25 protein-coding genes are annotated in these 23,277 nt (G+C 67.5%); 12 read left to right on the top strand and 13 right to left on the bottom strand.

What is annotated here, in order from left to right; genetic code table 11:
- Positions 1–48: 48 nt before the first annotated feature.
- Together NVU01S_RS21160 and NVU01S_RS21155 are read left to right on the top strand one after the other, a co-directional pair.
- Positions 49–2,256 (top strand): DUF4328 domain-containing protein, encoded by a 2,208-nt coding sequence (locus NVU01S_RS21160; RefSeq protein WP_167829369.1) that lies wholly within the window; start codon positions 49–51, stop codon positions 2,254–2,256.
- Between the two features lie 102 nt (positions 2,257–2,358).
- Positions 2,359–3,126, top strand: coding sequence for a MerR family transcriptional regulator (locus NVU01S_RS21155; protein WP_052280474.1), 768 nt, complete (start codon positions 2,359–2,361; stop codon positions 3,124–3,126).
- Between the two features lie 296 nt (positions 3,127–3,422).
- Here NVU01S_RS21155 and NVU01S_RS21150 read toward each other — a convergent pair whose 3' ends face one another.
- The 4 genes from NVU01S_RS21150 to NVU01S_RS21135 form a co-directional block, all read right to left on the bottom strand.
- A complete protein-coding gene (locus NVU01S_RS21150; protein WP_043668659.1) occupies positions 3,423–4,637 on the bottom strand; it encodes an FAD-dependent monooxygenase in 1,215 nt (404 codons plus the stop codon).
- A gap of 178 nt (positions 4,638–4,815) precedes the next feature.
- The gene (locus tag NVU01S_RS21145; protein WP_043668662.1) at positions 4,816–5,061 is read right to left on the bottom strand and encodes a hypothetical protein; all 246 of its coding nucleotides are present in this window, start codon (positions 5,059–5,061) and stop codon (positions 4,816–4,818) included.
- A 178-nt stretch (positions 5,062–5,239) separates the two neighbouring features.
- Positions 5,240–6,412 carry a DUF6545 domain-containing protein gene (locus NVU01S_RS21140; RefSeq protein ID WP_043668665.1) on the bottom strand — a complete coding sequence of 391 codons (1,173 nt, stop codon included), beginning with the start codon at positions 6,410–6,412 and terminating at the stop codon, positions 5,240–5,242.
- Between the two features lie 12 nt (positions 6,413–6,424).
- Complete coding sequence (locus tag NVU01S_RS21135; RefSeq protein ID WP_082031993.1) at positions 6,425–6,925, bottom strand: hypothetical protein; 501 nt, start codon at positions 6,923–6,925, stop codon at positions 6,425–6,427.
- A 276-nt stretch (positions 6,926–7,201) separates the two neighbouring features.
- Between NVU01S_RS21135 and NVU01S_RS21130 the strand changes: the two genes are divergently transcribed.
- Positions 7,202–7,921: a hypothetical protein gene (locus tag NVU01S_RS21130; RefSeq protein ID WP_043668668.1), complete on the top strand. Its 720-nt coding sequence runs from the start codon at positions 7,202–7,204 to the stop codon at positions 7,919–7,921.
- Between the two features lie 8 nt (positions 7,922–7,929).
- On the opposite strand, the gene NVU01S_RS21125 is transcribed toward NVU01S_RS21130, so the two are convergent.
- The 3 genes from NVU01S_RS21125 to NVU01S_RS21115 all read right to left on the bottom strand — a co-directional run bounded on the left by NVU01S_RS21125 (position 7,930) and on the right by NVU01S_RS21115 (position 9,996).
- On the bottom strand, positions 7,930–8,577 hold the full coding sequence (locus NVU01S_RS21125; RefSeq protein WP_043668670.1) for a maleylpyruvate isomerase N-terminal domain-containing protein: 648 nt from the start codon (positions 8,575–8,577) through the stop codon (positions 7,930–7,932).
- 242 nt (positions 8,578–8,819) lie between these two features.
- Positions 8,820–9,305, bottom strand: a complete 486-nt coding sequence (locus NVU01S_RS21120; RefSeq protein WP_052280476.1) for a hypothetical protein — start codon at positions 9,303–9,305, stop codon at positions 8,820–8,822.
- A 115-nt stretch (positions 9,306–9,420) separates the two neighbouring features.
- The gene (locus NVU01S_RS21115; RefSeq protein ID WP_043668673.1) at positions 9,421–9,996 is read right to left on the bottom strand and encodes a TetR/AcrR family transcriptional regulator; all 576 of its coding nucleotides are present in this window, start codon (positions 9,994–9,996) and stop codon (positions 9,421–9,423) included.
- 77 nt (positions 9,997–10,073) lie between these two features.
- On the opposite strand from NVU01S_RS21115, the gene NVU01S_RS21110 reads away from it, so the two are divergent.
- Together NVU01S_RS21110 and NVU01S_RS21105 are read left to right on the top strand one after the other, a co-directional pair.
- Positions 10,074–10,466, top strand: coding sequence for a nuclear transport factor 2-like protein (locus NVU01S_RS21110; RefSeq protein ID WP_043668675.1), 393 nt, complete (start codon positions 10,074–10,076; stop codon positions 10,464–10,466).
- A complete protein-coding gene (locus tag NVU01S_RS21105) occupies positions 10,463–10,966 on the top strand; it encodes an anthrone oxygenase family protein (protein WP_043668678.1) in 504 nt (167 codons plus the stop codon). The genes NVU01S_RS21110 and NVU01S_RS21105 overlap by 4 nt, the downstream gene beginning before the upstream one ends.
- 8 nt (positions 10,967–10,974) lie before the next feature.
- Here the strand turns inward: NVU01S_RS21105 and NVU01S_RS21100 are convergent, their stop codons facing one another.
- The 4 genes from NVU01S_RS21100 to NVU01S_RS21085 all read right to left on the bottom strand — a co-directional run bounded on the left by NVU01S_RS21100 (position 10,975) and on the right by NVU01S_RS21085 (position 14,604).
- On the bottom strand, positions 10,975–11,712 hold the full coding sequence (locus NVU01S_RS21100; RefSeq protein ID WP_043668681.1) for a MerR family transcriptional regulator: 738 nt from the start codon (positions 11,710–11,712) through the stop codon (positions 10,975–10,977).
- A gap of 34 nt (positions 11,713–11,746) precedes the next feature.
- Positions 11,747–12,649, bottom strand: coding sequence for an alpha/beta fold hydrolase (locus NVU01S_RS21095; protein ID WP_043668684.1), 903 nt, complete (start codon positions 12,647–12,649; stop codon positions 11,747–11,749).
- Between the two features lie 55 nt (positions 12,650–12,704).
- The gene (locus NVU01S_RS21090) at positions 12,705–13,394 is read right to left on the bottom strand and encodes a hypothetical protein (protein ID WP_043668687.1); all 690 of its coding nucleotides are present in this window, start codon (positions 13,392–13,394) and stop codon (positions 12,705–12,707) included.
- Between the two features lie 271 nt (positions 13,395–13,665).
- A complete protein-coding gene (locus NVU01S_RS21085; protein WP_052280477.1) occupies positions 13,666–14,604 on the bottom strand; it encodes an esterase/lipase family protein in 939 nt (312 codons plus the stop codon).
- 267 nt (positions 14,605–14,871) lie between these two features.
- Between NVU01S_RS21085 and NVU01S_RS21080 the strand changes: the two genes are divergently transcribed.
- Complete coding sequence (locus NVU01S_RS21080) at positions 14,872–15,366, top strand: beta-class carbonic anhydrase (RefSeq protein WP_043668691.1); 495 nt, start codon at positions 14,872–14,874, stop codon at positions 15,364–15,366.
- Positions 15,367–15,841: 475 nt separating this feature from the next.
- Positions 15,842–16,276 carry a 2-isopropylmalate synthase gene (locus NVU01S_RS21075; protein ID WP_043668694.1) on the top strand — a complete coding sequence of 145 codons (435 nt, stop codon included), beginning with the start codon at positions 15,842–15,844 and terminating at the stop codon, positions 16,274–16,276.
- 72 nt (positions 16,277–16,348) lie between these two features.
- On the opposite strand, the gene trxA is transcribed toward NVU01S_RS21075, so the two are convergent.
- Entirely contained in the window at positions 16,349–16,723 is a 375-nt protein-coding gene (trxA, locus tag NVU01S_RS21070) for a thioredoxin (protein ID WP_043668697.1), read from the bottom strand.
- Between the two features lie 194 nt (positions 16,724–16,917).
- Here trxA and NVU01S_RS21065 point away from each other — a divergent pair, with 194 nt between their 5' ends.
- From NVU01S_RS21065 to NVU01S_RS21050, 4 genes are all read left to right on the top strand, one after another.
- The gene (locus NVU01S_RS21065) at positions 16,918–18,012 is read left to right on the top strand and encodes an isocitrate/isopropylmalate dehydrogenase family protein (RefSeq protein ID WP_043668700.1); all 1,095 of its coding nucleotides are present in this window, start codon (positions 16,918–16,920) and stop codon (positions 18,010–18,012) included.
- Positions 18,013–18,194: 182 nt separating this feature from the next.
- A complete protein-coding gene (locus NVU01S_RS21060; RefSeq protein ID WP_081868823.1) occupies positions 18,195–19,055 on the top strand; it encodes an ABC transporter substrate-binding protein in 861 nt (286 codons plus the stop codon).
- Between the two features lie 22 nt (positions 19,056–19,077).
- Entirely contained in the window at positions 19,078–20,019 is a 942-nt protein-coding gene (locus NVU01S_RS21055) for an amino acid ABC transporter permease (protein WP_052280495.1), read from the top strand.
- A 35-nt stretch (positions 20,020–20,054) separates the two neighbouring features.
- Positions 20,055–20,807: an amino acid ABC transporter ATP-binding protein gene (locus NVU01S_RS21050; RefSeq protein WP_043669020.1), complete on the top strand. Its 753-nt coding sequence runs from the start codon at positions 20,055–20,057 to the stop codon at positions 20,805–20,807.
- 47 nt (positions 20,808–20,854) lie between these two features.
- Here NVU01S_RS21050 and NVU01S_RS21045 read toward each other — a convergent pair whose 3' ends face one another.
- Positions 20,855–21,769 (bottom strand): LysR family transcriptional regulator, encoded by a 915-nt coding sequence (locus tag NVU01S_RS21045; protein WP_043668705.1) that lies wholly within the window; start codon positions 21,767–21,769, stop codon positions 20,855–20,857.
- A 71-nt stretch (positions 21,770–21,840) separates the two neighbouring features.
- Here NVU01S_RS21045 and NVU01S_RS21040 point away from each other — a divergent pair, with 71 nt between their 5' ends.
- Positions 21,841–23,202: an FAD-binding oxidoreductase gene (locus NVU01S_RS21040; RefSeq protein ID WP_043668708.1), complete on the top strand. Its 1,362-nt coding sequence runs from the start codon at positions 21,841–21,843 to the stop codon at positions 23,200–23,202.
- The last annotated feature ends 75 nt before the right edge of the window (positions 23,203–23,277 follow it).

The following is a 23,277-nucleotide window of genomic DNA, read 5'->3' as shown; positions in this document are numbered from 1 at the left end:
TGGCCACGGGCGGCGGGTTGCGCCGTTGGAAACGAAGGGATTCGGACGATGTCAGTGGGGTGGGACGTCGCGCTCGCGCGCGGCGGAAGGAACGTCCGTCCGATCGGAGCGCTCGGGGGCTGGGCGATCGGCCTGGTCGCCGCGGTGGTGGTGATGATGTTCGTCAGCGCGATCGCCGATTGGCGGCTTCTCGCGGACTTCGAGGAAAGCTGGGAGCAGCGGGGTGGTACCCGCACGGAGTGGGAGTCATCCACCTGGCCCGGCATCCTCGCGCAACTGCTACAGCTCGGCGCGGGAGTCGTTGTCATCAGCTGGTTGTGGCAGGCGCGTCGCAATGCCGAAGCGCTGTGCACGGCACGGCATCGGCTCGCCAACGGGTGGGTGATCGGCGGCTGGTTCTGCCCTGTCGTCAATCTGTGGTTCCCGCACATGATCATGTCGGATGTGTGGCGGGCGAGCGACCCCCAGACACCAACGGACGCACCGGATTTGCGTGGCCGTCCCGGCAGTGTGTTGGTCACCGCGTGGTGGTTGTCCTTGCTGCTCGGGTGGGTGCTCGGATTCGTGGCGCTGGTCTTGGGCATTCCGTCTTCGCGGGTGGAACGGACCGGTGGCTACGTCATATACGGGTCCGCTCCGGTCGGCGGGTTCGGTTTGATTGCCGTGGAATTCATTCGCGCGGGTGTGCTGGCGGTGTCTGCGATCTGCCTGGGAGCCGTGATCATCCAGGTCCAGCGTCGGCAACAAGCTTCCCGCGCTCCCTATCCCGGCACTGGTTGGGCGCCGGCGACCCTTCCGCCGCAGACTGTGCCTGCGAGTGCGATACCCCAATCGGCTTCAGGCACAGTGCCGGTCGTGGAGTCGGCTCCGCGCACGCTGCCGTTGCGGGATATCGACCCGTCCTCGCTCGGCCCGTACACGCTTATCGGCCGGCTCGGTGCAGACTCCCGCGGCGACGTCTTCTTGGGTCGTGCGGAAGATTCGACGAACGTCCTCATCCGGACCGTGCACCTGGACCGCGGCATCGGTAGCAGCGACCGCGCCGAGGTCGCTCGCGTCTGCACCGCCGCTCGCACCGTGCACAGCGACTTCACTCCGGCGGTGCTCGACGCGGACGCCGAGGCTCCGAATCCTTGGATAGCAACCGAATACATCACCGGCCCCTCGCTCCATGATCTGGTGGCCGGGCGCGGGCCGTTACGGCCGGCGGAGGCCCAGAATGTCGCCGTCGGTCTCGCCCATGCTCTTTCGGCCATCCACGGTGCCGGTCTCATACATGGTGCGGTGACCCCCAATTCGGTGATCATCACCGAAACCGGGCCTCGGCTGGTCGATGTCGGCTTCCCCGCGTCACACGCCGAGCCGTCGGCGTTCACCGCTCCGGAACAACTCATCGGCGAACCGGCCGGACCCGCGTCCGATGTGTTCTCGCTGGGCGGTGTGCTCGCCTACGCGCTCACCGGCCGCCCTCCGTTCGGCGACACGGATGCCGCGACACTGCTGCATCGCGTGACAACCCAGCCGCCCGACCTCACCGGCATCCCCGAAACCGGGCTGCGCTTCCTCGTCACCGGCTGCCTCACCGCGCAACCCGGTACTCGACTCACTGCAGCGCAACTCCTCGGACAGCTCGGAACGACGACATCCCTTCCCGCATCGGCTGATCGGACCACGCAGTCCGGCCCCGGTATCGGTGATCGCATCCTCACGATCGCGATCATCGCCATTGCGGCGATCCTGGTCGTCATCGCCGTCGTTGTCGCAGTCGTGGCGATCACCAGCCCGGAGGAAACCGTTCGATCCGCCGACACCGCCACCCGGACACCCGCAACGTTCACCCCGGTCGGACCGCCCCGCCCGTGGGGCGAGATGCAACCGGCCGCGGATCTGTTTCCGAAGCTCATCCCGGCAACGCCGACCTCGACCGACGGGTACCGCGGCATCACCTGCACGATCGACACCCATAACTACGCCACGATCAGATGCTCGAACAGGTCGACCTTCGCTCCGACCTTCGACCTCTACTGCTTCCCGCACGGCCGGGACATGAGCCAGTACGGTGGCGACACCCTGATAGAGCGATGGCAACGCCCCACCGGAACCGTCACCCTGCGACGCCAGGAGTACGGCTTCCAGGACCCCAAAATCGTTCTCTCCTTCGACAACCCACCCCGCAACTCCTGCCACATCTATTCCGAGGCACCGCCGGACCGCGAAAGCGAGCACGTCGAATGGTGGCGCGCCGCACCGCTCTGAGCCCAGTGGGACGAAGCTCCGGCTTGCTCCTGACCCGACGTCAGGACCTAGCGTCGGTGGTGCCAGCGCGCGGTGCGCCGGTGGAAGTGAGTGGGAAAACGGATGGGCGAGACGGGAATCGAGCAGGTGTGGAAGGTCGGTGAACTCGCGACCGAGACCGGATTGACAGTTCGGACGTTGCATCATTACGACCGGATCGGGTTGGTGCGGCCCGCAGAGCGCACCAACGCCGGTCACCGCCGTTACACCGAATCCGACGTCCAGCGCCTGTATCAGGTTCTGGCACTGCGCCAGCTGGGTCTGGGATTGGACCAGATCGCGAACGTGCTCGCGGGCACTGTGGCGATGGCGCCGATGTTGGCCGCACACCGTGATCGTCTGGCTGCTCAGGTGACTGCGATGCAGGACCTGCATGCGCTGGTGACGACGTTGGCGGCGACGGCGGCGAACCGGCCCGATATTTCCGTGACTCACTTCCTGGACTTGATCAGGAGGACTGTCGTGGTCGAAGAAACCATCGAGAAATACTTCACTCGAGAGAATGCCGAGGCTTTTGCCGGCCTCTACTTCGCCCAGCTCGCGGCCCGGCAAAGCGCACTGGAGCTGTGGTACGCCGAGGATGCCCAACTCGCCGCCGGGGCTGATTCGTATGTCGGCGCGACGGCGATCGTCGCGCAGCTCCTTCGGTTTCCCCCGGCTGCGTACACCGTCGGCGTGATTCACGTTCAGCCCGGCACCGCCAACTCGACGGTTGTCCGGGCGACTGGAAATTTCCTCCTGGACGGGACCACGGAAGCCCGACCGTTCGAAACATCGTTCACGCTGAACGGTTCATCGATGATCATCGACCAGATGTTCCACGGGATCTAGCTCCCGAAACAACGCACGCACCAGCTCAGCGGAAACCTCGATCTCGTTGCCGGTCATACGAAGTCACAGTACTGCGTCGCTGATTCCGGCGATGTCCGCGCTGCTCGGCTCAGTCAGGTCGCGCAGTGCGTCGTCGTATCGATCGCGATCGAAGCCGGAGTCAGTTGCGGCAGGCCGCGCGAGCGTAGGCGCTGGTGTTTTCTACTGTCCTCCAATGGATTTGGGCTGAACAGACAAGAAACTGCTATTGACCGGATGGTCGATTGTCAACCACGCGAACATCGCGGTCTGCGCGCTCAGGTGGCTCGAGGGGCGGCGGTGGGGATCGGGGGTGCGGAATCGGGGACTTCTGTGTAGGAGGGGAGGTCGAGGTTCAGGGCGCGGTCGATGAGGGTGGTGAACCATTCTCCGGTGTAGTCGGGGGTGGGTTCGGGGTCGGGTCCGGGGACGGCGCGGGTCCGGGCGTGCAGGCGGCCGATTTCCTGGTTGGCTTCGACGAACGAACGCATCCGCTGCTCGTAGGCGGCGAAGCCGTGTTCGGGGTTCCAGTCGGCGGCGGCGAGTTCGCCGGCCAGCACGTAGGCGCCGACGAGGGCCAGGCCGGTGCCCTGTCCGGACATCGGGGACGAGCTGAAGGCGGCGTCGCCGAGCAGGACCACCCGTCCGTTCGACCAGCGGTCCATCACCACCTGGGCGACTTGATCGAGATAGAAGTCGGGGGTGTCGTCGAGGTGCGCGAGGATCCGCGTGGTCGACCAGCCCAGACCGGTCATCCGCTCGCGCAGCAGCAGCTTCTGCGCCGCGACGTCGCGGTAGTCGACGTCGAAATCAGCGGCGGCGAAGGAGAACATGGCCATCGCGCGGGTGGCGTCCTGGATGGGCCGCAGCATCGCGGAGCGACCGGGTTCCTGATAGTCGATCAGCCAGCGGTCCAACCCGAATTCGTTGGGCACGCTGTAGAAGGCCAGCACGTGTCCGAGATGCCGGATGAACTGCTCGTGCGGCCCGAAGACCATCGCGCGCAACGCCGAATGCAGCCCGTCGGCCCCGACCACGAGGTCGAAGCGCCGCCGGTCGCCGCCCGCGAAGGTCACGTCGACGCTGTCCGCGTCCTGGGTGAGTTCGGCGATCCGATCGCCGAAGAGGTATTCGACCTCGTCGCGGGTGTCGTCGTAGAGCACCTGCGACAGGTCGCCGCGCAGGATCTCGATCTCCGCGATGTACCCGTCGCCGCCATCGTCGTCGGCGCGGAAGGTCTCCAGCACGTTTCCGTCCGCGTCGACGGTGTGCGCGCCGGCGGTCTCGGTGCGGGCCGCGCGCACCGCCGCGTCCAGGCCCATCCGCCGGATGACCTCCCTGGTCACCCCGCGCGCGTCCACCGCCTGCCCGCCTGGACGCAGCTCGGGCGCCCGTTCCACCACGGTCACCTCGGCGCCTCGCCTGCGCAGCCAGTGCGCCACCGCGGGGCCCGCGATGCTCGCTCCCGCCACCAAAACCTTGATTCCGCTCACGCGCAGACCCTTCGCGCCGGTCCGGACCAGTCCGGATCGTTCTCACCGCGCTGGGACGGTCCCGGCGCAGACCCACCATTGTCGGTGTGCCGAAGGTATCGACGGCGGGACATCGCGAAATTCATCGGGGCAGGGGGCGTTCCCGGCGACCGAACCTGCCGGCGCCGGGAAGGTGCCGCTAGCGACCCATGCCGGGTTCCCCGGAACCGCCGGTGCCAGGATTGCCCGGGCCACCGCCCTCGCCCATGCCCGGATCGCCTGGTCCGCCCTGCCCCATGCCGGGGTCGCCGGGACCGGCCGCCGACATGATGCCGGGGGTGGCCGCCTCGGCACAGGCGAGCGCGGGCCCGGTCAGCGTGACGGCCACGGCTGCTCCGGCGATTGCCGCGGCCGCGAAACGGCGGCGAACGGTGTACAAGCTCATGGAAACTCCCGCTCGAGAAGGACGACGGATCGTCGTCGGTGTCCGAGCCGCGACCGGCCGGCCGGGCCACCGTCGAGACTAGGCAGTGCGCGTAATCGCCGAGTCATCCCGGTGTAACCGCCCGCGCGATGCTCGAATGCGTTGGCACACAGCAGGTCTGATACGCGGTGCGGACGCGCTACCGGGTGCTCGGCTGCGCCACCCGGGCGGCGATGGCCTCGGCGACGTTCCATTGCCGGCCGAGGGCGGTCAATTCGGTGACTTCGTCGAGGAGGCTGTCGGCGGCCGAGACGGTGAAGTAGCGGGGTCCGGAGGGTGCCGCGCCCTGCGCTTTGGCATCGCGGGCGCGCACGAGCAGGACGGCGCGATCCAAGGCGTCATAGGCAGGGGCGCTCGGGGCGGCGCTCGAAATGGCCGCGGCGACTTCGGGCGGATGCGGTGTCGCATAGCGGGCCAGGTCCAGCATGCTGTCCCGGATCTCGATGACGGTGCGGTGCAGCAGATATCGGTTGGGCTGGGCGCCGTGCGGCACCGGGCTGTGATGCACGATCTCCGGACACGCAAGGGTCAGCTCGCGCCAGAGGGGCCGCAGCGCTTTTCGGTGCCGGGTCAGATCGTCCACACCCATTCGGCTGCGGGCCGCGGCGACGATGGCGATCAGCGTCAATCCCATGCACAGTACGAGATCGAAAAACACTCCGTTGCGATCTATTTCGGCCTGGATATCGGTGAAGGAGTTGTGCGGCACGGTGATCCGGACGGCAGACGCGGCGATGGTCGCGCCGATGCGGACGAGTACCGCGACGCCCGCGAGCAGGATCGCCACATACATTGCCGCGTCCCGGCGCTCGACCTGATTACGCAGTTCGGCGCCCGCGGCCCGAATGATGATGACCGCCATGGCGGTGCCGATCGGCGCGGTACACAGCCAGTAGCCGAACTGTGCCCATCCGGCGCGCTCGAAGATCGTGCCGGCGCCGCCGCCCACGGTGCTGAAACACAGGGCCGCCGCACTGAATACGACGGCGAGCCCGTAGCAGACGCGCGGCGATCGGGAACGATGCAGCAGCGCCGACCCGATCAACAGCCCGGCCGCATAACCGAAGTTGAAACCGACCGCCCCGAGTTCGACGATCAACTGCTCGGAGAGCAGGCCGCCGGACAGCTCGCTGAGCAGCCGGCACACCGTCGGTTCCCGGGTGGTCGCCGTGGCGACGAGGCAGCCGAACGCGATGGTGACGTGCCGGTCGAGTTCGGTGCTGAGCAGTCCGACCAGGCGGCCGGCAAGCAACAGGCAGGCCGCGATCACGGTGGGCAGCGTTACCGCGGTGGGTAGCGTCGAGGTGAACATCGCGCGGGGTACTCAGCGTTGAAAAAGCAAGCGGCCGAGCACCGAACGCGGCCGTTCGATCTCGACGTCGGACATCAGCATGGACGCGAACAGTTCGGCCTGGCTCTCGTCGACATCGTCGTAATCGCTGCGGGCGAGCACCCGCAGCACGCTGTCGAGTTCCAGGTCGGGGAACAGCGCGGCGAGGGTCCGGTGCTGCGAGCCCGGCGCGACGAATCCGGCGTGGTCGAGCAACAGGTGGGCGATCTCGTGCATCACGATGTGGTCGGTGTGATAGCCGGTGCTGGCCGCGTCGTAGGCGATGACGATATCGTCGGCGCGTTCGACGACGAGTCCGCAGGGAAATCCGCCCGTGGTCAGATCCTGTTGCGGAACAATCAGAATCGGCTTGCCCACCCGTTCTGCCACGTGCGCCACGAAAGTTGCCAGCTGCCACGGTCGCGGCACCTCCAGCGAAGCCGCCAGTTGTCGTACTTGTTCGACCGCGGGGTCGACACCGGCGCGTCGGAACATGCAGCCATCTTTGCCGCCGATGGTTCGGGTTGTCCAGCGCCGTGTGCTGCCGTCCGACTGCCGGAAGTGGCCGATTGCGGTGAGATCGCTGGCCAGGGCCGCTACTGACCCCGCGAGCACGCGTTGGTCGAATGATCACCAGGTAATCGTGGCGGCATCGGCCGAGAGGCTCCCGCCACCATTACCTGGTGATCACGTGTCCAGTCGCGCATATCGGATGGTGTGAGCCGGGTACGGCTGGAATCATCGGGGCGGCGGCTGCGGAAGGGGGCCCTGGTGCGGCGGTTCTGGATCGAGTTCGAGCTACCCGAACGACCTGCTTCGGTGTTCACGCAGCTGCGCGACGGCGTCGGCGTCACGGGGTTCGACGAGCGGGATTGTTTGTCGATGGCGGCGGATCTGGTCTACGACGGCAGCCCGCTGCCGCCGGTCCGTCGCGTGATCGCCGACATCTCCCTGGCCGAGCCGCTTCCGGTGCGGCCGTACGCGCTCGGAGTTCCGGTGTGGCGTGGCGTCTGGTTCCCGCCGAAGAATCTCGAGACCGGGGCGATCTGGCGCTCGCCTGATTTCGAGCGGCTACGCGAACTCGACACCTCGTCCGCCGGCCCGCCCCCGCCGGTCCGGGCCAGCGACACGTTGCGCACGAAAAACCTGTGGTGGAACGATATTCCGCAGATCGACAACCTGCTGTGGCCGATCGTGTACGTGCACTATGCGGTGTGTGCCGACATGCTGGGGCGCTTCGCGGCAGGCGTGCGCGACAACATCACTGCGAGTCCCGCCTACGGCTCACGGGTGCGCGACGCACTTGACTACGTCCTCGAGCGTGGGACCACGCCCGAGGAATGGTCCGATCCGACCGGAGTCGCGTTCGCTGATCGAGCCGAGCTGGCCGCGTACCTGACGGCCTATCGCGACTACCTGTTCGGGAACCGTCCGGAGCCCGCGTATCTGCCTGGTGTGCGGCAACTTCCGCAAGTACGGCCCGAGGAATGAACCGGCGGTCAGTCGCGCGGTGTGCCGTCCCAGCGCCATTTCGTCAGGGCACTGCGGCCCGGTAGGTCGGCCCGGCCGGTGGCCCAGAGGAGCGTGGTCCACGGGTCCGTGTCGGTCGGGGCTTCCGGGAACAGGCGGGTGAGGACTCGTGCGCACAGGTCGGCGGGTGGGTTCCAGCGGAGGTCGAGTCCCTGGATGAGGTCGTGAGTGTGCACCAGGGCCTCGACGATGCCCATGGCGGCGAACCCTTCCGGGTCCGAGACACCGTAGACGTGGAAGGCGCGGGTGTGCGGCGGCTTCATCCGCACCATGGCGCTCAGCAGTGCGCCGTTGGCTTCCAACGTCTGCAACAAGCCCGCGGGCCCGGAATCGCGTTCGGCGTGCACGGAATTGGCCGGGCCACCCGCTCGCCGACGCGTTGCCGTGAAGGGGACGTGACCGGTCGACGGGGGAGTGCTGGGCCCCATTTGCACGGCGTACGCGAAGAAGTCGTCGCCGAGATGTTCGACGGTTTCCCAGCGGGTCCACTCCAGCGTGCCGGCCTGCTCGTCCCATGCGGTCTGCCGCACCGCGCGCAGCACGTCCACGGACAACCGCACGGCAAGGTCGAGATCGTCCGGGGTGACGGGGGAGCGGGGATCGGTCGGTGCGGGCATGCTCGAACCCTACTGAAGTCCGCCCGGGTCAGCGCGAACCGATTCCGGCCACCGCGGACAGCGCACTCGCCGCACCAGGGCCCGACCAGCGTGCTCGAAACAGGCCACGACGTAGACGAAGGCGGTATCACGCCACTGTCACATCGCCTCGATGTCTGGCGGCACCCGGAATCTGCTGCGGGTCCGAGCAGTTGGATGTACCGGCGGTCCGCCGTAGCGAAGTCCGTAACCGGCCGCAGCTCTCACGACCTCGCCGCGGGCGGCGGAGCATCCTTCGCGGGATGCAGTATCGGTGTGACGGAGCGCAGCGTGGCCATCAGTTCGGTGGCACCGGAACGTATTCGCGGATCCTGATGATTGGTGAGCGATGTACAGAGATCGACGGCGGTGTCCCGGTCATCGGCGTACACGCCGTAGACGTCGTGGACGGCGGTACCCAGCCATTCGGATTGCGTGTCGTCGGCCGTGGCGAAGGCGGCGGCCACCGCGGTGAGACCGGCGGCGTCTTTGCGGCGCAGGAGCGCTTCGGCTGTCGTCAGGGTGACGAACGTGTTGTCCTCATCGAGGAGCAGGACCGCCAAAACCGCCTGTGCTTCGGTCATTTCGGCGAAGGCGGCCAGGGCGTGTCCGGCGTCGGCGCGGTCGCGGACGTCGCTGCTGCGAGCCAGGGTCGCCAGCGCGTCGACCGCGGCGATCCGGGGATCGTCGTTTCCGGGTCCCTCCTGCATGCTCGGAAGGTAGCAGCACGCAGGTCACCGGATACATCGAGTGGCCTCAGGGTGCTGACCGCCGCGGGTCACAGGCCGGCGCGTCATGCCGCTGCGACCGCTGCGACGTCTGTGCCTATCCCTCGGCTCGCACGAGTCGAAGCACGGTGTGGCGCAACGTCTCTTGGGCGCGATCCAAGGTCATGCGATCGTTGCGGACCTGTTCGCCCGCCGCGTGGCTCACCGCGATGATGGCCGCGACCAGCCACTCCGGGGTGGCGGTGGGGTCGAATTCACCGGTGCGGTGTCCGCGCCGGATCAGTGTCAGGAGCCGGTCTTCGACGGGGACGTGGCGCTCGCGGTCGCGCTGGGGCGCGAACGCGCCCAGCAACTCGGGACCGGGAGACTTCCGGAAGAACTGCCAGCCGACGTCCAGCATGCGCAGGAGTGCCGCTGTCGCGGTACCGCTTTCGAGGTCCGCGGCGTCCATGGCGGCGATGGCGCGCGTGGTCGTGTGATCGATGACCGCGTGCAGCAGCTCTTCCCGCGAGGCGAAGTGCGCGTACACCGTCTGGCGGGTGACCCCGGCTGCGGCGGCGATGGCCGCCAAGCCGACCTCCGGCCGGTCGGCGAGCAAACGAGTCGCGGACGCCAGGATGTCGGCCCTGCTGCGTTCGGCGTCCGCGCGCCTTTTCGCCCTCGCCTCGGTCAAAATCTTACATCCTTGTCAAATTTGATCCGGCTGATCTAGCCTTTACAGCGTTGTAAGAATTCTACTGCTGGAGTGCCATGAACCCCGCACCGACTCGCAAGCCCGAACAACTCCTCACCGACTTCTTCACCGCGTACACCGCCGCGGCCGTGGATCCGGACAACGATCCCGCCGAGGTGATCGATCGGTTCCACACCCGCGACATCGTGCAGGTCGCCGACGGTGTCCGGCTCGACCGCGACCGTTTGGTCGCGCATCTCCGTCCGGTGCGAAAGAACCTGCGCCACTACCGTTTCGAAGTTCACGAGGCGGTATCGGACGGCGCGCGTTTCGCAGCCCGGATGACCATCCATGCGCAGATGCGCAAGGCCGATCTCATCACCACCGAGGTCTTCATGTTCGGCGAGTTCGCGCCGGACGGCAGGCTGCGGCGGGCCGAACAACTCACCCGGACGGTGCCGGCCGCATGAGTGACTCCGTCGTGCGTTCGGTGCGATCGCTGGCCCTGCTCGCCACCGGGCTATTGGCCGGTGCATTCGGTTACGGTGCAGCCAATCTCGCGCCTACCTTCCATCGGGTGCCGTTGCAGATGCGGCTGGATTTCCACACCGAGCTGATGAAGAACAACAGCGTCAGCATGCAGATCACCATGGCCGCTGCCGCATTGAGCTGCTTCGGTTTGGCTGTGCTGCTGCGCGGCCGGGCGCGGGCCCGCGCCGCCGGAGCGGGCGCGCTGGTCGTGGGATCGTTCCTCGTCACCCGGCTGGGGAATGTGCCGATCAATCATCAGATCAACCGCTGGGCGGTGGAAGGTGCACCGGCCGATTACCTTTCGATCCTCACCCGCTGGGACTTCTTCCACTATCTGCGCACCGGCACCGCCCTCGCCGCGTTCGTGGTGATCATCGTGCTGGTCCTGCGGCCGCGTGCGGAGTCCGCGACACGCACCATCGCCGACAGCCCGCAATAGCGACGTATTCAGCTGTCGAGCAGGGCGTTTCGCCGCAGCGCCGCCCGGTGCGCCAATACCTCGAGCACGCGCTGCCAAGCCGGTGCCGCCGCGGCGATCTGAGCGGTCACCAGCTTCAGGTAGCCGGGCTGTCCGGTGTCCTGTTCGTGCTCGATCGCCCAGGCGTCCAGGTCATCGATGAGCCGGTCCAGGCGGGGATCGTACGGATCCCACTCGGCCGCTCGGTCGCCGGCGAGGTAGAGCCGCACGGTCTCGGGATCGTCGAGACCGGCGTTCTTCTCCTTGACCCGCCGCGGCAGCAGGTCGGGGTCGAGAGCCTGCATCAGGATCCACGAGTCGCGTTCGAGCCGGACGCGCTGTTCGCTGATCCCGAGGCGGCGCATCCGGTCCAGGATGTCGACCACCTCGGGCGGCAGCACGAGCTTTTCCCCGCCCGCCAATTCGGCGATGCGGCGGCGGTATTCGCTCAACTCGTCGATCTTGCTCTGCAACGCCTGATCGATATCGGTGATGGCCGAGGCGAATTCGGCGGGCGGCGCGTGCAGCAGCGCGTCGATCCGCGCCAAGGGCACACCGGCATCGGCGAGGGTCCTGATCCGGATCAGATCCACCGCCGCTTGCGGACGGTAACGGCGATAGCCGGAGCCGTCCCGCTCGGGCTCGGGCAGCAAGCCGATCTGGTGATAGTGGCGCACGGTGCGCACGGTGACACCGGCGGTGGCCGCCAGCTGGCCGATCGTGAGCACCTGCCTCCTAGATTCGCGGGACGCGGTGCCGAGTCTAGGGGGCGTGGCGAGCCACCCGGTCGAGCACGTCATGGACCGCCTGGACCACGGCGTCGGGACGGTCGAAGCACAGCCGGTGGTGGAAGGTGTCGGTGAGGATGCGCTGTTCCCCGTGCGAGACCGAGTGGACCAGGGCGGCGTCCATGCGGGTCTTGGCGGCGTTCACCGCCTCCCACGGCACCTGCTGGGTGGGATCGGTGCCCAGCACGGTCAGTGCGAGCACCGGTACGTCCGGCAGCGGTGGTCCGGCCCGCAGTTCGGTGGCGAGCCCGGTCAGCGCGGTGCGCTCGGCGAGGCCGAAGCGGAGCCACTCGTCGCTCGTCTTCGCCTCGAGCAGCGGGTCCCGCAGGTGGGCCGGGTGGTCGGCCAGCAGTTCGGCGTTCATCTCGTGCAAGACCGGACGCAGCCGGTCGAGGTGCGCCGGATCGGGTGCGGCTCGTTCGGTGGCGGCCAGACTCATTGCGGGCGGCATGAAGTCGTCCCAGTTGTGATGAAAAGCGTCCAGCCACACCAGTCCGGCGACCTCGTGCGGGAACAACTGCGCGAATCGATACGCATAGGCGCCGCCGAGCGAGTGCGCCGCGAAAACATAGGGTGCGGTGAGGTTTTGAGCGCGCAGCAGCGCCCGCAGTTCGGTGGCCACCGCGGCGGCGGTGCGCGGCAACGGCAGCGGGTCGCTGTAGCCGGTGCCGCCGCGGTCATACAGCACGGACGTGGTGAACTGCGAAACCTGTTGCTGCACAGTGAAGTAGTCCAACCCGACCGCGCCGGCACCCGGCAGGAACACCACGGCCGGTCCGCCGTTGCCCGACCGGTGCACGAACAGGCGGCGGCCGTTGATCTCGTGGAATTCGCCGATCGGCGGAGCGGGTCGGGTCGGGGAGGTGCGGTTGGTCATGGGCACAAGCCTGCAACCCTGACGCTGCGTCAGGGTCAAGCCGGTCGCCGGTGCGTCAGTCGACCGGGCGGTATGGCATGGCCTCGTCGAACACCGTCAACCAGTCCGCACCCACCGCGCGATAGCCGAAAGCGGTGTGCAGCGCGGTGATCACGGCGGGCATATGCGCCGCGCCGTACACGACGGCGATCACCTCGGCGCGGTCGTGACGCTCGGTGTGCAGCTGCGTCAGCGCGGCGATCAGGGCCTTGTCGCGGTCGTACAGGAAGGTCTTGTTCATCAGCCGGAGGCGCACCTCGGTGTTGTCGTACACCTCGAACTGGTTGCGCAGCAACCAACCTCGACCGCCGAGCGCCATCACCACCACGTAGTAGGGGGTCAGCAGCAGCATGTCGAGAAACGACAGGAACGGCATCCGCTGTCTGCCACGGGAGTTGCCCTCCGGCCAGACGACCGGCACACCGAGCGCGGCATGGTCGATGTCCTGGTACACCAGCGTGCGCGCGGCATGTTGAAAGGTCAGGCGCATGGCGAGAATGATCGCGCGACCGGTGGAACTGGGCGTATCGGCGCCCTCGGACACGATCACATCGCAGGCGCGCAGCTGCTCGGCCACCGCCAGATAGAACTCGCGCCGGCCGATATGCACCATCGGAAACAGCCGAATGGTCAACGGATTTCCCCGCGCCCGCAGGTCGATGACCGCAGACCGCAGCCCGAAAACACTGAACTCGGTGATCTGCACCGCCCACCTCCCCGCATCCGCAGCGGACCCAACGCTCCAGACCCCCCAAGCCTACGACGCCCCCAAACCTCCCCTCGTGCCCTCGATTCCAGTGGCACGGGAGAAATACTCGGTATGGCGCTCACGGTGCTCGCGGCTTCCGCGATCACCCTCGGGTTCCCGGCGACCTGTACACGCTCGACAAGGACACCTCGTGCCACTGGATCGTGCCGGGGGAGGGGGGTGGGGCCACCGGGACGGGTGGCAGGGGTCCGTGCCTGAAAAGTGGAGTTCAGGGGGCGTAGAAGGGCACTACGGTGCAGGGTGGGGTGACGGGGTGGGTGGGGTCCAGGGCGTTGTGGACCAGGGCTACCGCGGTGGGGGAGTACGGCTGGGCGAAGTGGGTGGAGAAATCGGTGGGGCAGACCTCGTTGATCCAGACGGTCCTGGCGTTCGGCACACCGGCCGGATTCGCCATGCCGCCCAGCGTGCTCAGGTTCATTTCGTCGGCGATATCGGTGATCTGGGTGTATTCGATGTGCGGTTGAATCACGGTGGCCTGCTCGACCACCCACGGGTCGGCGATGGTGAGCAGGCCGGGCCAGATCACGCCGTTGCGGACGATGGCGTCATAGAGTTCGCGCGGCACGATCTCGCTGAGCGGCCGCATGATGTCGACCGGTCCGAGGATCTGCCACGGCGAGGAGATCAGCACCATCTGATCGACTTTGTCGGCGCCGCCCAGCGCGTTGATGTAGTAGCGCCCGACCAGCCCGCCCTGCGAATGTCCCACCAGGTCGACCTTTTTCGCGCCGGTGGCGGCGAGTACCCGGTCCACCACGCCCACGATGGCCGGGGCGGACAAGGCGATGGGATCGACGCCCGGGACGCCCGGCGGGAACCGGTACATATCGCGGCCGTAGTTGAACGTGAACACGCAGTACCCCTGGTTGTGCAGGTACGGCGCCAGCGCGGTCCAGTTGACGGCGTCGGTGAGGAACGTCGAGGTGATGAGGACGACCGGGTCGGGATGCTCGGGCGCGGGCGTGCAGCCGTAATCGTTGGCGCCGGGCACCGGGCCGTTGAAGTCGGTCACCGCGACGCGCACCATTTCGCCGTTGCCGTAGGGGACCGGCAGTTGATCGGCGTGCGCGGGTGCGCCCGCCAACCCGGTCACTCCGACCAGCCCGCAGGCCATCAGCGCTGTCGCCACTCTGCGCACCAGGGTCATCGCTATCCTCGATCTGTTCGCCGTTCCCGGAGTGCTCGATCACGGACGAACTTCTGTCTCAGACAGGGAGCGAGCGGGCTCAGATTAAGGTGGCGACCGTCACAGTGTCAACCGCCTCGGCGCAATGTGAGGCGAGTCTGTGTCGCTCTCGCCGCGCCAGTAAACGAATCACGGTGAGCGCGACCGGTCCGCTCCGCGGCGCTGCTACCTATCGTGGGCCACGCCACACATAAGCAGCCGTGCATACCTAGCGCAGGGGACCACCCAATGACCGTGACCGACGAGTATCTGCAGAACAACGCCGTCTACGCGAGCACCTTCACCGGGCCGCTGCCGTTGCCGCCCGCCAAGCACGTCGCGGTGGTCGCGTGCATGGACGCCAGACTGAATGTCTATGGCGCACTGGGCATCCAGGAGGGCGAGTCGCATGTGATCCGGAACGCGGGCGGTGTCATCACCGCCGACGAGATCCGCTCGCTGGCGATCAGCCAGCGGCTGCTCGGCACCCGCGAGATCATCCTGATCCACCACACCGACTGCGGCATGCTGACTTTCACCGACGACGACTTCAAGGCGTCGATCCAGCAGGACACCGGCATCAAGCCCGAATGGGCGGCCGAGGCATTCGGTGATCTGGAAACCGATGTGCGCCAATCGATCGCGCGGATCGTCGCGAGTCCGTTCGTCGTGCACAAGGACTCGATCCGCGGTTTCGTCTTCGACGTCGCGACCGGCAAGTTGAACGAGGTACTCGCCGACTGACCGGCTGCGCGCCACACGAAATCCGGGCCCCTGGGCCCGGATTTTTCATTTTTCGCCGCGCGCGACACGACACGCCGCCGAAGGTGTCGTCTGCGTGACGGGTGGACGAACATGAGCCGCATCGCACCCGGATATCCGGCGTGGCGGCGCGGAACACGCCTGAGCTGCGTGAACGCTACCGGCGGGTAGACAAAACGGGCGCCGAATATGGTTGCGATCGCGCCGCGATGTCCCTATCCTCGATCGCGTGCCGAATCCCGCCGACCGCCACAGCGCAGCGCTCAACGTCGCAGACCGCGACAGCGCCGTGCTAATTCCGCTCACCGCGATGGTGGCGCGGCGGCGACTTCTCGTAGTACCCCGCCGTAGCGGGGTCTGATTCGGACCGGCCCCCTCGCTGCGGGCTGAAGACTTTTACTTGCTGGTCCCCTCTGTCAACTGAGCCACGACATTCTTCGGGAAGACCTAACTTTCAATGACCATCCTCACGCTTGATACAGACACGTTCCAGTCCGCCGCGCCCAGGGGCCTGCGCGCCGAAAGCATCGGCCTCACCCCCGCGCAGTTCCACCGTCGCTACTGCGAGCACACCGGGCCGATCCGGCTCGGCGACTGGTCGCCCGCGGGCAGCCGGGGCGCGGAATTCACTGCGACACTGGAGTTCACCGACCACCTGCGCACCGTCATCGCCTCCGGCAGCCCGGTCGCGGCGATGACCTCGGCCCTCTACGACGAGGGCTACCCGGTCGAGATCCTGCAGTTCCATCAGCGGCGCACCCCGGAAGGCACCGCGACGTTCGTGCAGTGCGAATACAACGGCCGACGCGGCTGGAGCGCGGCTCTGGCCGACGACGCCGCCGAGTCGACGGTGCGCGCGATGATCGCGGGCGTCAACCTGCTCGGTCACTGAGTCCCACCGGCAAGAACAGGGCCGTCCCTCCGCGGGGAGGGACGGCCCTGTTCGGTCGGCGTTTCGAGCGAATTACTGCTCGGCACCGGCCTGCTGCTCGGCGAGCTGCTTGCGCACCTCGTCCATGTCCAGACCCTTCACCTGGGTGACCAGGTCTTCGAGCGCGGCGGGCGGCAGGGCGCCGGGCTGTGCGAACACGAGCACGCCCTCGCGGAAGGCCATGATGGTCGGGATCGAGCGAATGTTCGCGGCGGCCGCGAGCCCCTGCTCGGACTCGGTGTCGACCTTGCCGTGTACGACATCGCTGTGCTTCTCGGACGAGGCCTCGAAGGTGGGCGCGAAGCTCTTGCACGGGCCGCACCACTCAGCCCAGAAATCGACGAGTACCACGTCGTTTCCGGCGACTACCTCTTCGAAATTCTGTTGGGTCAGCGTCTGGGTGACCATGACGTCCTCTCATTCGGTATGTCGGCTATAACGCCGACCGTTGCTCTAATCTTCCATGGGCTGCACGGGCGCCCGCCCCTAATCGCCGTCCTCTCGCCGGATACCCACGTCCGTCGCCGGGAAATCACGGCGGCACTACCCGCGGGTGGGGGGTCGGTGCGTGGACCCGAGCCGGGCGAGGCGAGGATGAGACGGTGACGGATCGAACCAACGGGCCGGTACGGCTCGGACTGATCGACGGTGACGGCATCGGGCCGGAAGTGGTGCGGGCCGCCCGGCAGGTCGTCGACGAGGCCGTGGCGGCGGCGGGCGCGTCGCCGATCGAATGGGTGCCGCTGCTCATGGGACATCGGGCGATCGAGGAATACGGTGACCCGTTGCCGCGGCCGACCCTCGACGCGCTGGCCGAGGTCGACGCCTGGATTCTCGGCCCGCACGACAACGCGTCCTATCCGCCACAGCATCGCGCGGCGCCGGGCGGCGCGATTCGGAAACAGTTCGGCCTGTACGCCAATATCCGGCCGGCTCGTGCCTTCGCCGGGGTCCGCGCGCTCGCGCCCGCCATCGACCTGGTGATCGTCCGGGAGAACAGCGAAGGTTTCTACGCCGATCGCAATATGTTCGCCGGATCGGGGGAGTTCCGCGCCACCGAGGATGTGGCCATGGCGGTCGGCGTGGTGACTCGGCAGGCGTGTGAGCGGATTGCGCACGAGGCCCTCCGGCTCGCCGCGACGCGGCGCAAACGACTGACCATTGTGCACAAGGCAAACGTGTTGCCGATGACCATGGGCCTGTTCCGCGATGTGTGCTATGAAATTGCCCACGCCTATCCGGGGGTCGAGGTCGACGACGAACACGTCGACGCGACGGCCGCGCATCTGGTGCGCGCCGCCGCCGATTACGACGTTCTGGTCACCGAAAATCTCTTCGGTGACATCCTGTCCGACCTCGCCGGAGAGCTCAGCGGATCGCTAGGGTTGGCCGCCTCGTTGAACTGCTCGGCCACGCACGCGATGGCGCAGGCGGTGCACGGCGCGGCGCCCGCGCTGGCCGGGCACAACCGCGCGAATCCGGCGGCGCTGCAACTGTCGGCGGCAATGCTGTTGCGCTGGTTGGGAACTCGGGACCGTGACGGCCGTAACAGCGGCGCGCTGCGACAGGCCGCTGAGCGGGTGGAACGCGCCGTCGCGGCCACCTTCGAGGCCGGCATCGCCACCGCCGACCTGGGCGGACTGGCCTCGACGAGCGAGTTCACCGAACAGGTCTGTGCTAGGGTCCACCGCCGGTAGTCATGGTGTTGTAGCTCGGAGTGTTCAGCACGGAACGGATCAATCTTCCGTTACTGTCCAGCACGAAGCGTCTCGGTCGCTTAGATTGCCAACGGGTGGTGACACCCGGGTTTCTTGAATCCGAAATGTGGAGGGCTGCTGTGTCTGTTCGATCGGTTCTTGGCAGGCGCGCCCTGCAGGCGATGTGTGTACTCGCAGGAGGCGCACTGGTGCTGACGGGCTGTAGTAATACCGAAGACTCCGGACCCGCCGTCGACAAGGTGAAGGTCGACAAGGTCGACTCGATCGCGGCGCAGCTCCCCGACAAGATCAAGCAGTCCGGCAAGCTCGTCGTCGGCGTGAACATTCCGTATCAGCCGAACGAGTACAAGGATCCGAGCGGCAAGATCGTCGGCTACGACGTCGACCTGATGGACGCCGTCGCCGCCACGCTGGGCGTGCGGGCCGAGTACCTCGAGTCCGCGTTCGAGAAGATCATTCCGACCATTCAGGCCGGTACGTACGACGTCGGCATGTCCTCGATCACCGATACCAAGGAGCGCGAGCAGCAGGTCGACTTCACGACCTACTTCAACGTGCGCACCCAGTGGGCCCAGCAAAAGGGCAAGCCGATCAATCCGGACGACGCCTGCGGCAAGAAGGTCGCCGTGCAGGCCACCACCATTCAGGACACCGACGAACTCCCGGCCAAGAGCAAGAAGTGCGTCGAGGAGGGCAAGCCCGCGATCGACATCAAGTCGTTCGAGGAGCAGAGCGCCGCGACCAACGCGCTGGTGCTCGGCCAGGTCGACGGCATGGCCGCGGACCTGCCGGTGACGGTGTACGCGATCCAGAAGAGCGACGGCAAGATCGAGATCTCCGGTACGGCGTACGGCGAGGCGCTCTACGGCTGGGCGGTCGCGAAGGGTTCGCCGCTGGCCGGCGTGCTGCAGAAGGCCGTGCAGAGCCTGATCGACAACGGCAAGTACCTCGAGATCGCCAAGAACTGGGGCGTCGAGCAGGGCGCGATCACCAAGTCGGTCGTCAACGGCGCCGCGAGCTGACCCGATGAGTTCGAACGAAACCATGCCGGCGCCCGGCGATCCCGGGCTCGGCGCGGCAGCGGACACCATGGAACCGGAGCCGATCAAAGCGGTTCCGCTACGCAGGCCCGGCCGGTGGATCGCCGCCGCGGTCATCCTGGTGCTGGTCGGATTGTTCGTCTACGGTGCCGCGACGAACGAGGCGTATCAATGGTCGACCTACCGCAAGTACCTGTTCGACAGCCGGATCGTGCAGGGCGCGGTCGTCACCCTGGAATTGACCGTGCTCGCCATGGCGATCGCCGTCCTGCTGGGCACGCTGCTCGCGGTGATGCGGCTCTCGCCGAACCCGGTGCTGCGTTCGGCGGCCTGGGTGTACCTCTGGATCTTCCGTGGCACACCGGTTTTCGTGCAGTTGGTGTTCTGGGGTCTGTTCCCCTCGCTGTACAAGACGATCGTGCTCGGCGTGCCGTGGGGGCCGCACCTGTTCGAGTTGAACGTGCAGAACATGCAGGCCGCCTTCACCTTCGCGGTGATCGGCCTGGGCCTCAACGAGGCCGCCTACATGGCCGAAATCGTCCGCGCCGGCATCAATTCCGTCGGTGAGGGCCAGCGCGAGGCGTCGATCGCGCTGGGTATGTCGTGGAGCCAGACCATGCGCCGGACGGTGCTGCCGCAGGCGATGCGGGTGATCATCCCGCCGACCGGCAACGAGCTCATCGGCATGCTGAAGACCACCTCGCTGGTCACGGCGTTGCCGTTGAGTACCGACCTCTACGGCCGGGCCCGCGAGATCTACGGCGTGAACTTCCAGCCGATTCCGCTGCTGCTGGTCACTGCCACCTGGTATCTCGCGATCACCAGCGTGCTGATGGTCGGTCAGTTCTACCTGGAGCGCTACTACTCGCGCGGCCTGTCCCGCCAGCTCACCGGTAAGCAGTTGCAGGAGCTGGCCGACGCCCAGACGATTGTGAAGGCGAAATGAGCAGCGTCGACGTCGAGCAGACCGCTCGACTCCCCATGATCGTCGCCGACCGGGTCTGCAAGAACTTCGGCGCGTTGCAGGTGCTCAAGGGCGTCTCGCTGGAGATCGGCCGCGGCGAGGTGCTGTGTGTCATCGGGCCGTCCGGTTCGGGCAAGTCCACCTTCCTGCGCTGCATCAACCATCTCGAGCAGGTCAACGCCGGACGGCTCTACGTGGACGGCGAACTCGTCGGCTACCAGGAGAAGAACGGCAAGCTCTACGAGCTGCACCCGCGTGAGGCGGCCCGGCAGCGGCGCGAAATCGGCATGGTGTTCCAGCATTTCAATCTGTTTCCGCATCGCACGGTGCTGGACAACGTGATCGAGGCGCCGACCCAGGTCAAGAAGGTGCGCAAGGCCGACGCCGTCGCCAAGGCGAAGGAGCTGCTCGAGCGAGTCGGCTTGGCGGAGAAGGCGAATGCCTATCCGGCCCAGCTCTCCGGTGGGCAGCAGCAGCGCGTGGCGATTGCCCGCGCGCTGGCGATGGATCCGAAGCTGATGCTGTTCGACGAGCCGACCTCCGCGCTGGACCCGGAACTGGTCGGCGAGGTGCTCACGGTCATGCGTGAGCTCGCCGAGTCGGGCATGACCATGGTCGTGGTCACCCACGAAATGGGTTTCGCCCGTGAGGTGGCCGACAAGCTGGTGTTCATGGACGGCGGCGTGATCGTCGAGGCCGGCGCGCCGCGCGAGCTGCTCGCCAACCCGAAACACGAACGCACCAAGACGTTCCTGTCCCGGCTGCTCTGAGTCGTCGTGCTCCCGCACTCGAATTCGGGTGCGGGAGTAGTCCGGTCCTACGCCTCAGGCGCGGTCGTTTTGCCGCCCAGCGCGATCCGTAGCTGACCGAGCAGCACTTTGGCGGCCGGAGTGCCCGGCCGGTCGGCCCGCCAGACCAGCGCGAGCCTGCCGTGCATCTCGGGCCGCACGATCCGGACCACGCGGACCCCGAACGCCGCCGCTTCCGCGGGCGTGAGCTCGGGGACGACGGCGATGCCCAGACCGCGGGCCGCCAGTTGCAGCAGCAGCGGGGGAGCGGCCGCCTCGAAGGCGATATTCGGCGTGAAACCGGCTGCTGCGCAGGAAAGTTCGAAGACGCCGCGCAGGCCGGTGCCGGGCGGCAGGCAGATCAGCGGCTGCTCGCGCAGTGCGTCGAGGGCGATCTCCGCGCCGTGCGCCCGGTCTGTTGCCGCGACCGCGGCCACCACCGCGGTCTCCAGCACCACATCCATGCCGATGCCGGAACCCATTGGCGCGCCGGTCAATCCGATCAACGCGAGATCCAGGTTGCCGCGGTCGAGGGCGGCGAGCATGCGTTCGGAGGTGTCCTCGGTGAGGCTGATGCCGACCTGCGGATGGTCGTCGTGGAAGTCGGCGAGCACGCCGGCCACATCGAACGCCTCGGTGGCCGCGCCCGAGATCAGGCCGACCCGGACCTGGCCGCGCAGCAGGCCGGCGAATTCGTCCGCCGTCGCGGTGATGCGCTCGGTCGCGGCGAGTGCGGCGCGGGCGTGGGCCAGCACCGCCGTGCCGACCTCGGTGGGGGTCACCGTGCGGGCGCCGCGGTCGAGCAGCTGCTGGCCGAGTTCGCGTTCGAGCTGCCGGATCTGCGCGCTCAACCCTGGCTGGGCGAGGTGCAGGCGCGCGGCGGCGCGGGTGAAGTTCGCCTCTTCGACCACCGTGACGAAGTAGCGCAGCTGACGCAGTTCCATAACTGATGATTCTAGTTGCGAGAAGATCTATCTGTTGTACTTCTCGCTGCGCCCCGGGCAGGGTCGAAGTCATGGAGAACACCGCAGAAAACATCACCGCTACCTTCGTCGGCCCGGTCTTCCGCCCCGGTGACGCCGGATACGACGAGGAGGTCGCGGGCTTCCAGACGGCCTACAAGCACCGGCCCGAACTGGTCGTCGGTGCCCGGCACACCGAGGATGTCCGCGCCGCCGTCGAATACGCCGCACGGCACGGGCTGCCGGTCGCGGTGCAGGCCACCGGTCACGGCCTGTCGGTCGCCGCGGACGAGGGAGTGCTGATCAGCACCGGCCGGATGGCCGGGCTCGAGATCGATGCCGCGGCGCGCACCGCTCGGGTCGGCGCCGGGGTGCGGGCGGGCGCGCTGGTCGAGGCCGCCGCCGCGCACGGGCTCGCGCCGCTGATCGGCTCCTCGCCGTCGGTGGGCGTGGCCGGCTACCTCCTGGGCGGCGGAATCGGCCTGCTGGCAAGGGAATTCGGCTACGCCGCGGAGCATGTGGTGGCGATCGAATTGGTCACCGCGGACGGGCGGGTGCGCCGGGTGCGGCCCGGCGACGAGCTGTTCGGCGCCGTGCTCGGCAGTGGCGGCAACTTCGGCGTGGTCACGGCGGTCGAGTTGGGCCTGCTGCCGATCAGCGAGGTGTACGGCGGCCAGTTGATGTTCGATACGCCGCTGGTGGAACGGGCGCTGGAAGTCTGGCGGGACTGGACCGCGACGGTGCCCGACGAGCTGACCTCCACCGTGGCGATGCTGCGGTTCCCCGATATTCCGCAGGTGCCCGCGCCGTTGCGTGGCCGGTTCGTGGCGTCGTTCCGGATCGCGTACCACGGTAGCGCCGCCGACGGCGAGCGCTTGGTCGCTCCGCTGCGCGCGGTGGGCGAGCGGCTGAAAGACGACCTGCGGGTCATGCCGTACACCGAATCGCACACCATCCACAGCGATCCCGATCACCCGCACGCGTACGCGGCCACCAACGCACTGCTCGGTGCGCTGACCGGAGAAACGTTGTCCGCCTTGCTTTCCGCCGCCGGACCGGACTCCGCTGCCGGTGCCGTGATCGACATCCGCCACCTCGGCGGCGCCCTGGCGAAGCCGCGCGCCGAGATCGCGGTGGACCATCGCGAGGCCGCCTACGTCGTCCGGGTCATCACGGACGCCGGGGATGCGGGCACCGCACCGGCAAGCCAGGCGGCGATCCGGGCGGCGCTCGCACCGTGGACGCTCGGCCACAGCCTCAACTTCCTCTACGGCGCGGGCGCCGACGCGGACGAGGCGCAGACCCGAGGCGGCTACGCCGGCGACACCTACACCCGGCTCGCCGAGCTGAAGCGAAAGTACGACCCGCACAACATGTTCCGGTTCAACCGCAACATCCGCCCGGCGCGGCGCTGACCGTCCGGCAGTTCTTCGCACTCGGCGCTCTGGCGGGTATGCGAAGTCGTGACGCGGGATCCCGGGGGCCGTCTG

The sequence above is a fragment of the Nocardia vulneris genome (assembly GCF_001613425.1).
Classification (GTDB): Bacteria; Actinomycetota; Actinomycetes; order Mycobacteriales; family Mycobacteriaceae; genus Nocardia; species Nocardia vulneris.
This window is presented reverse-complemented; position numbering and strand designations above follow the sequence as displayed.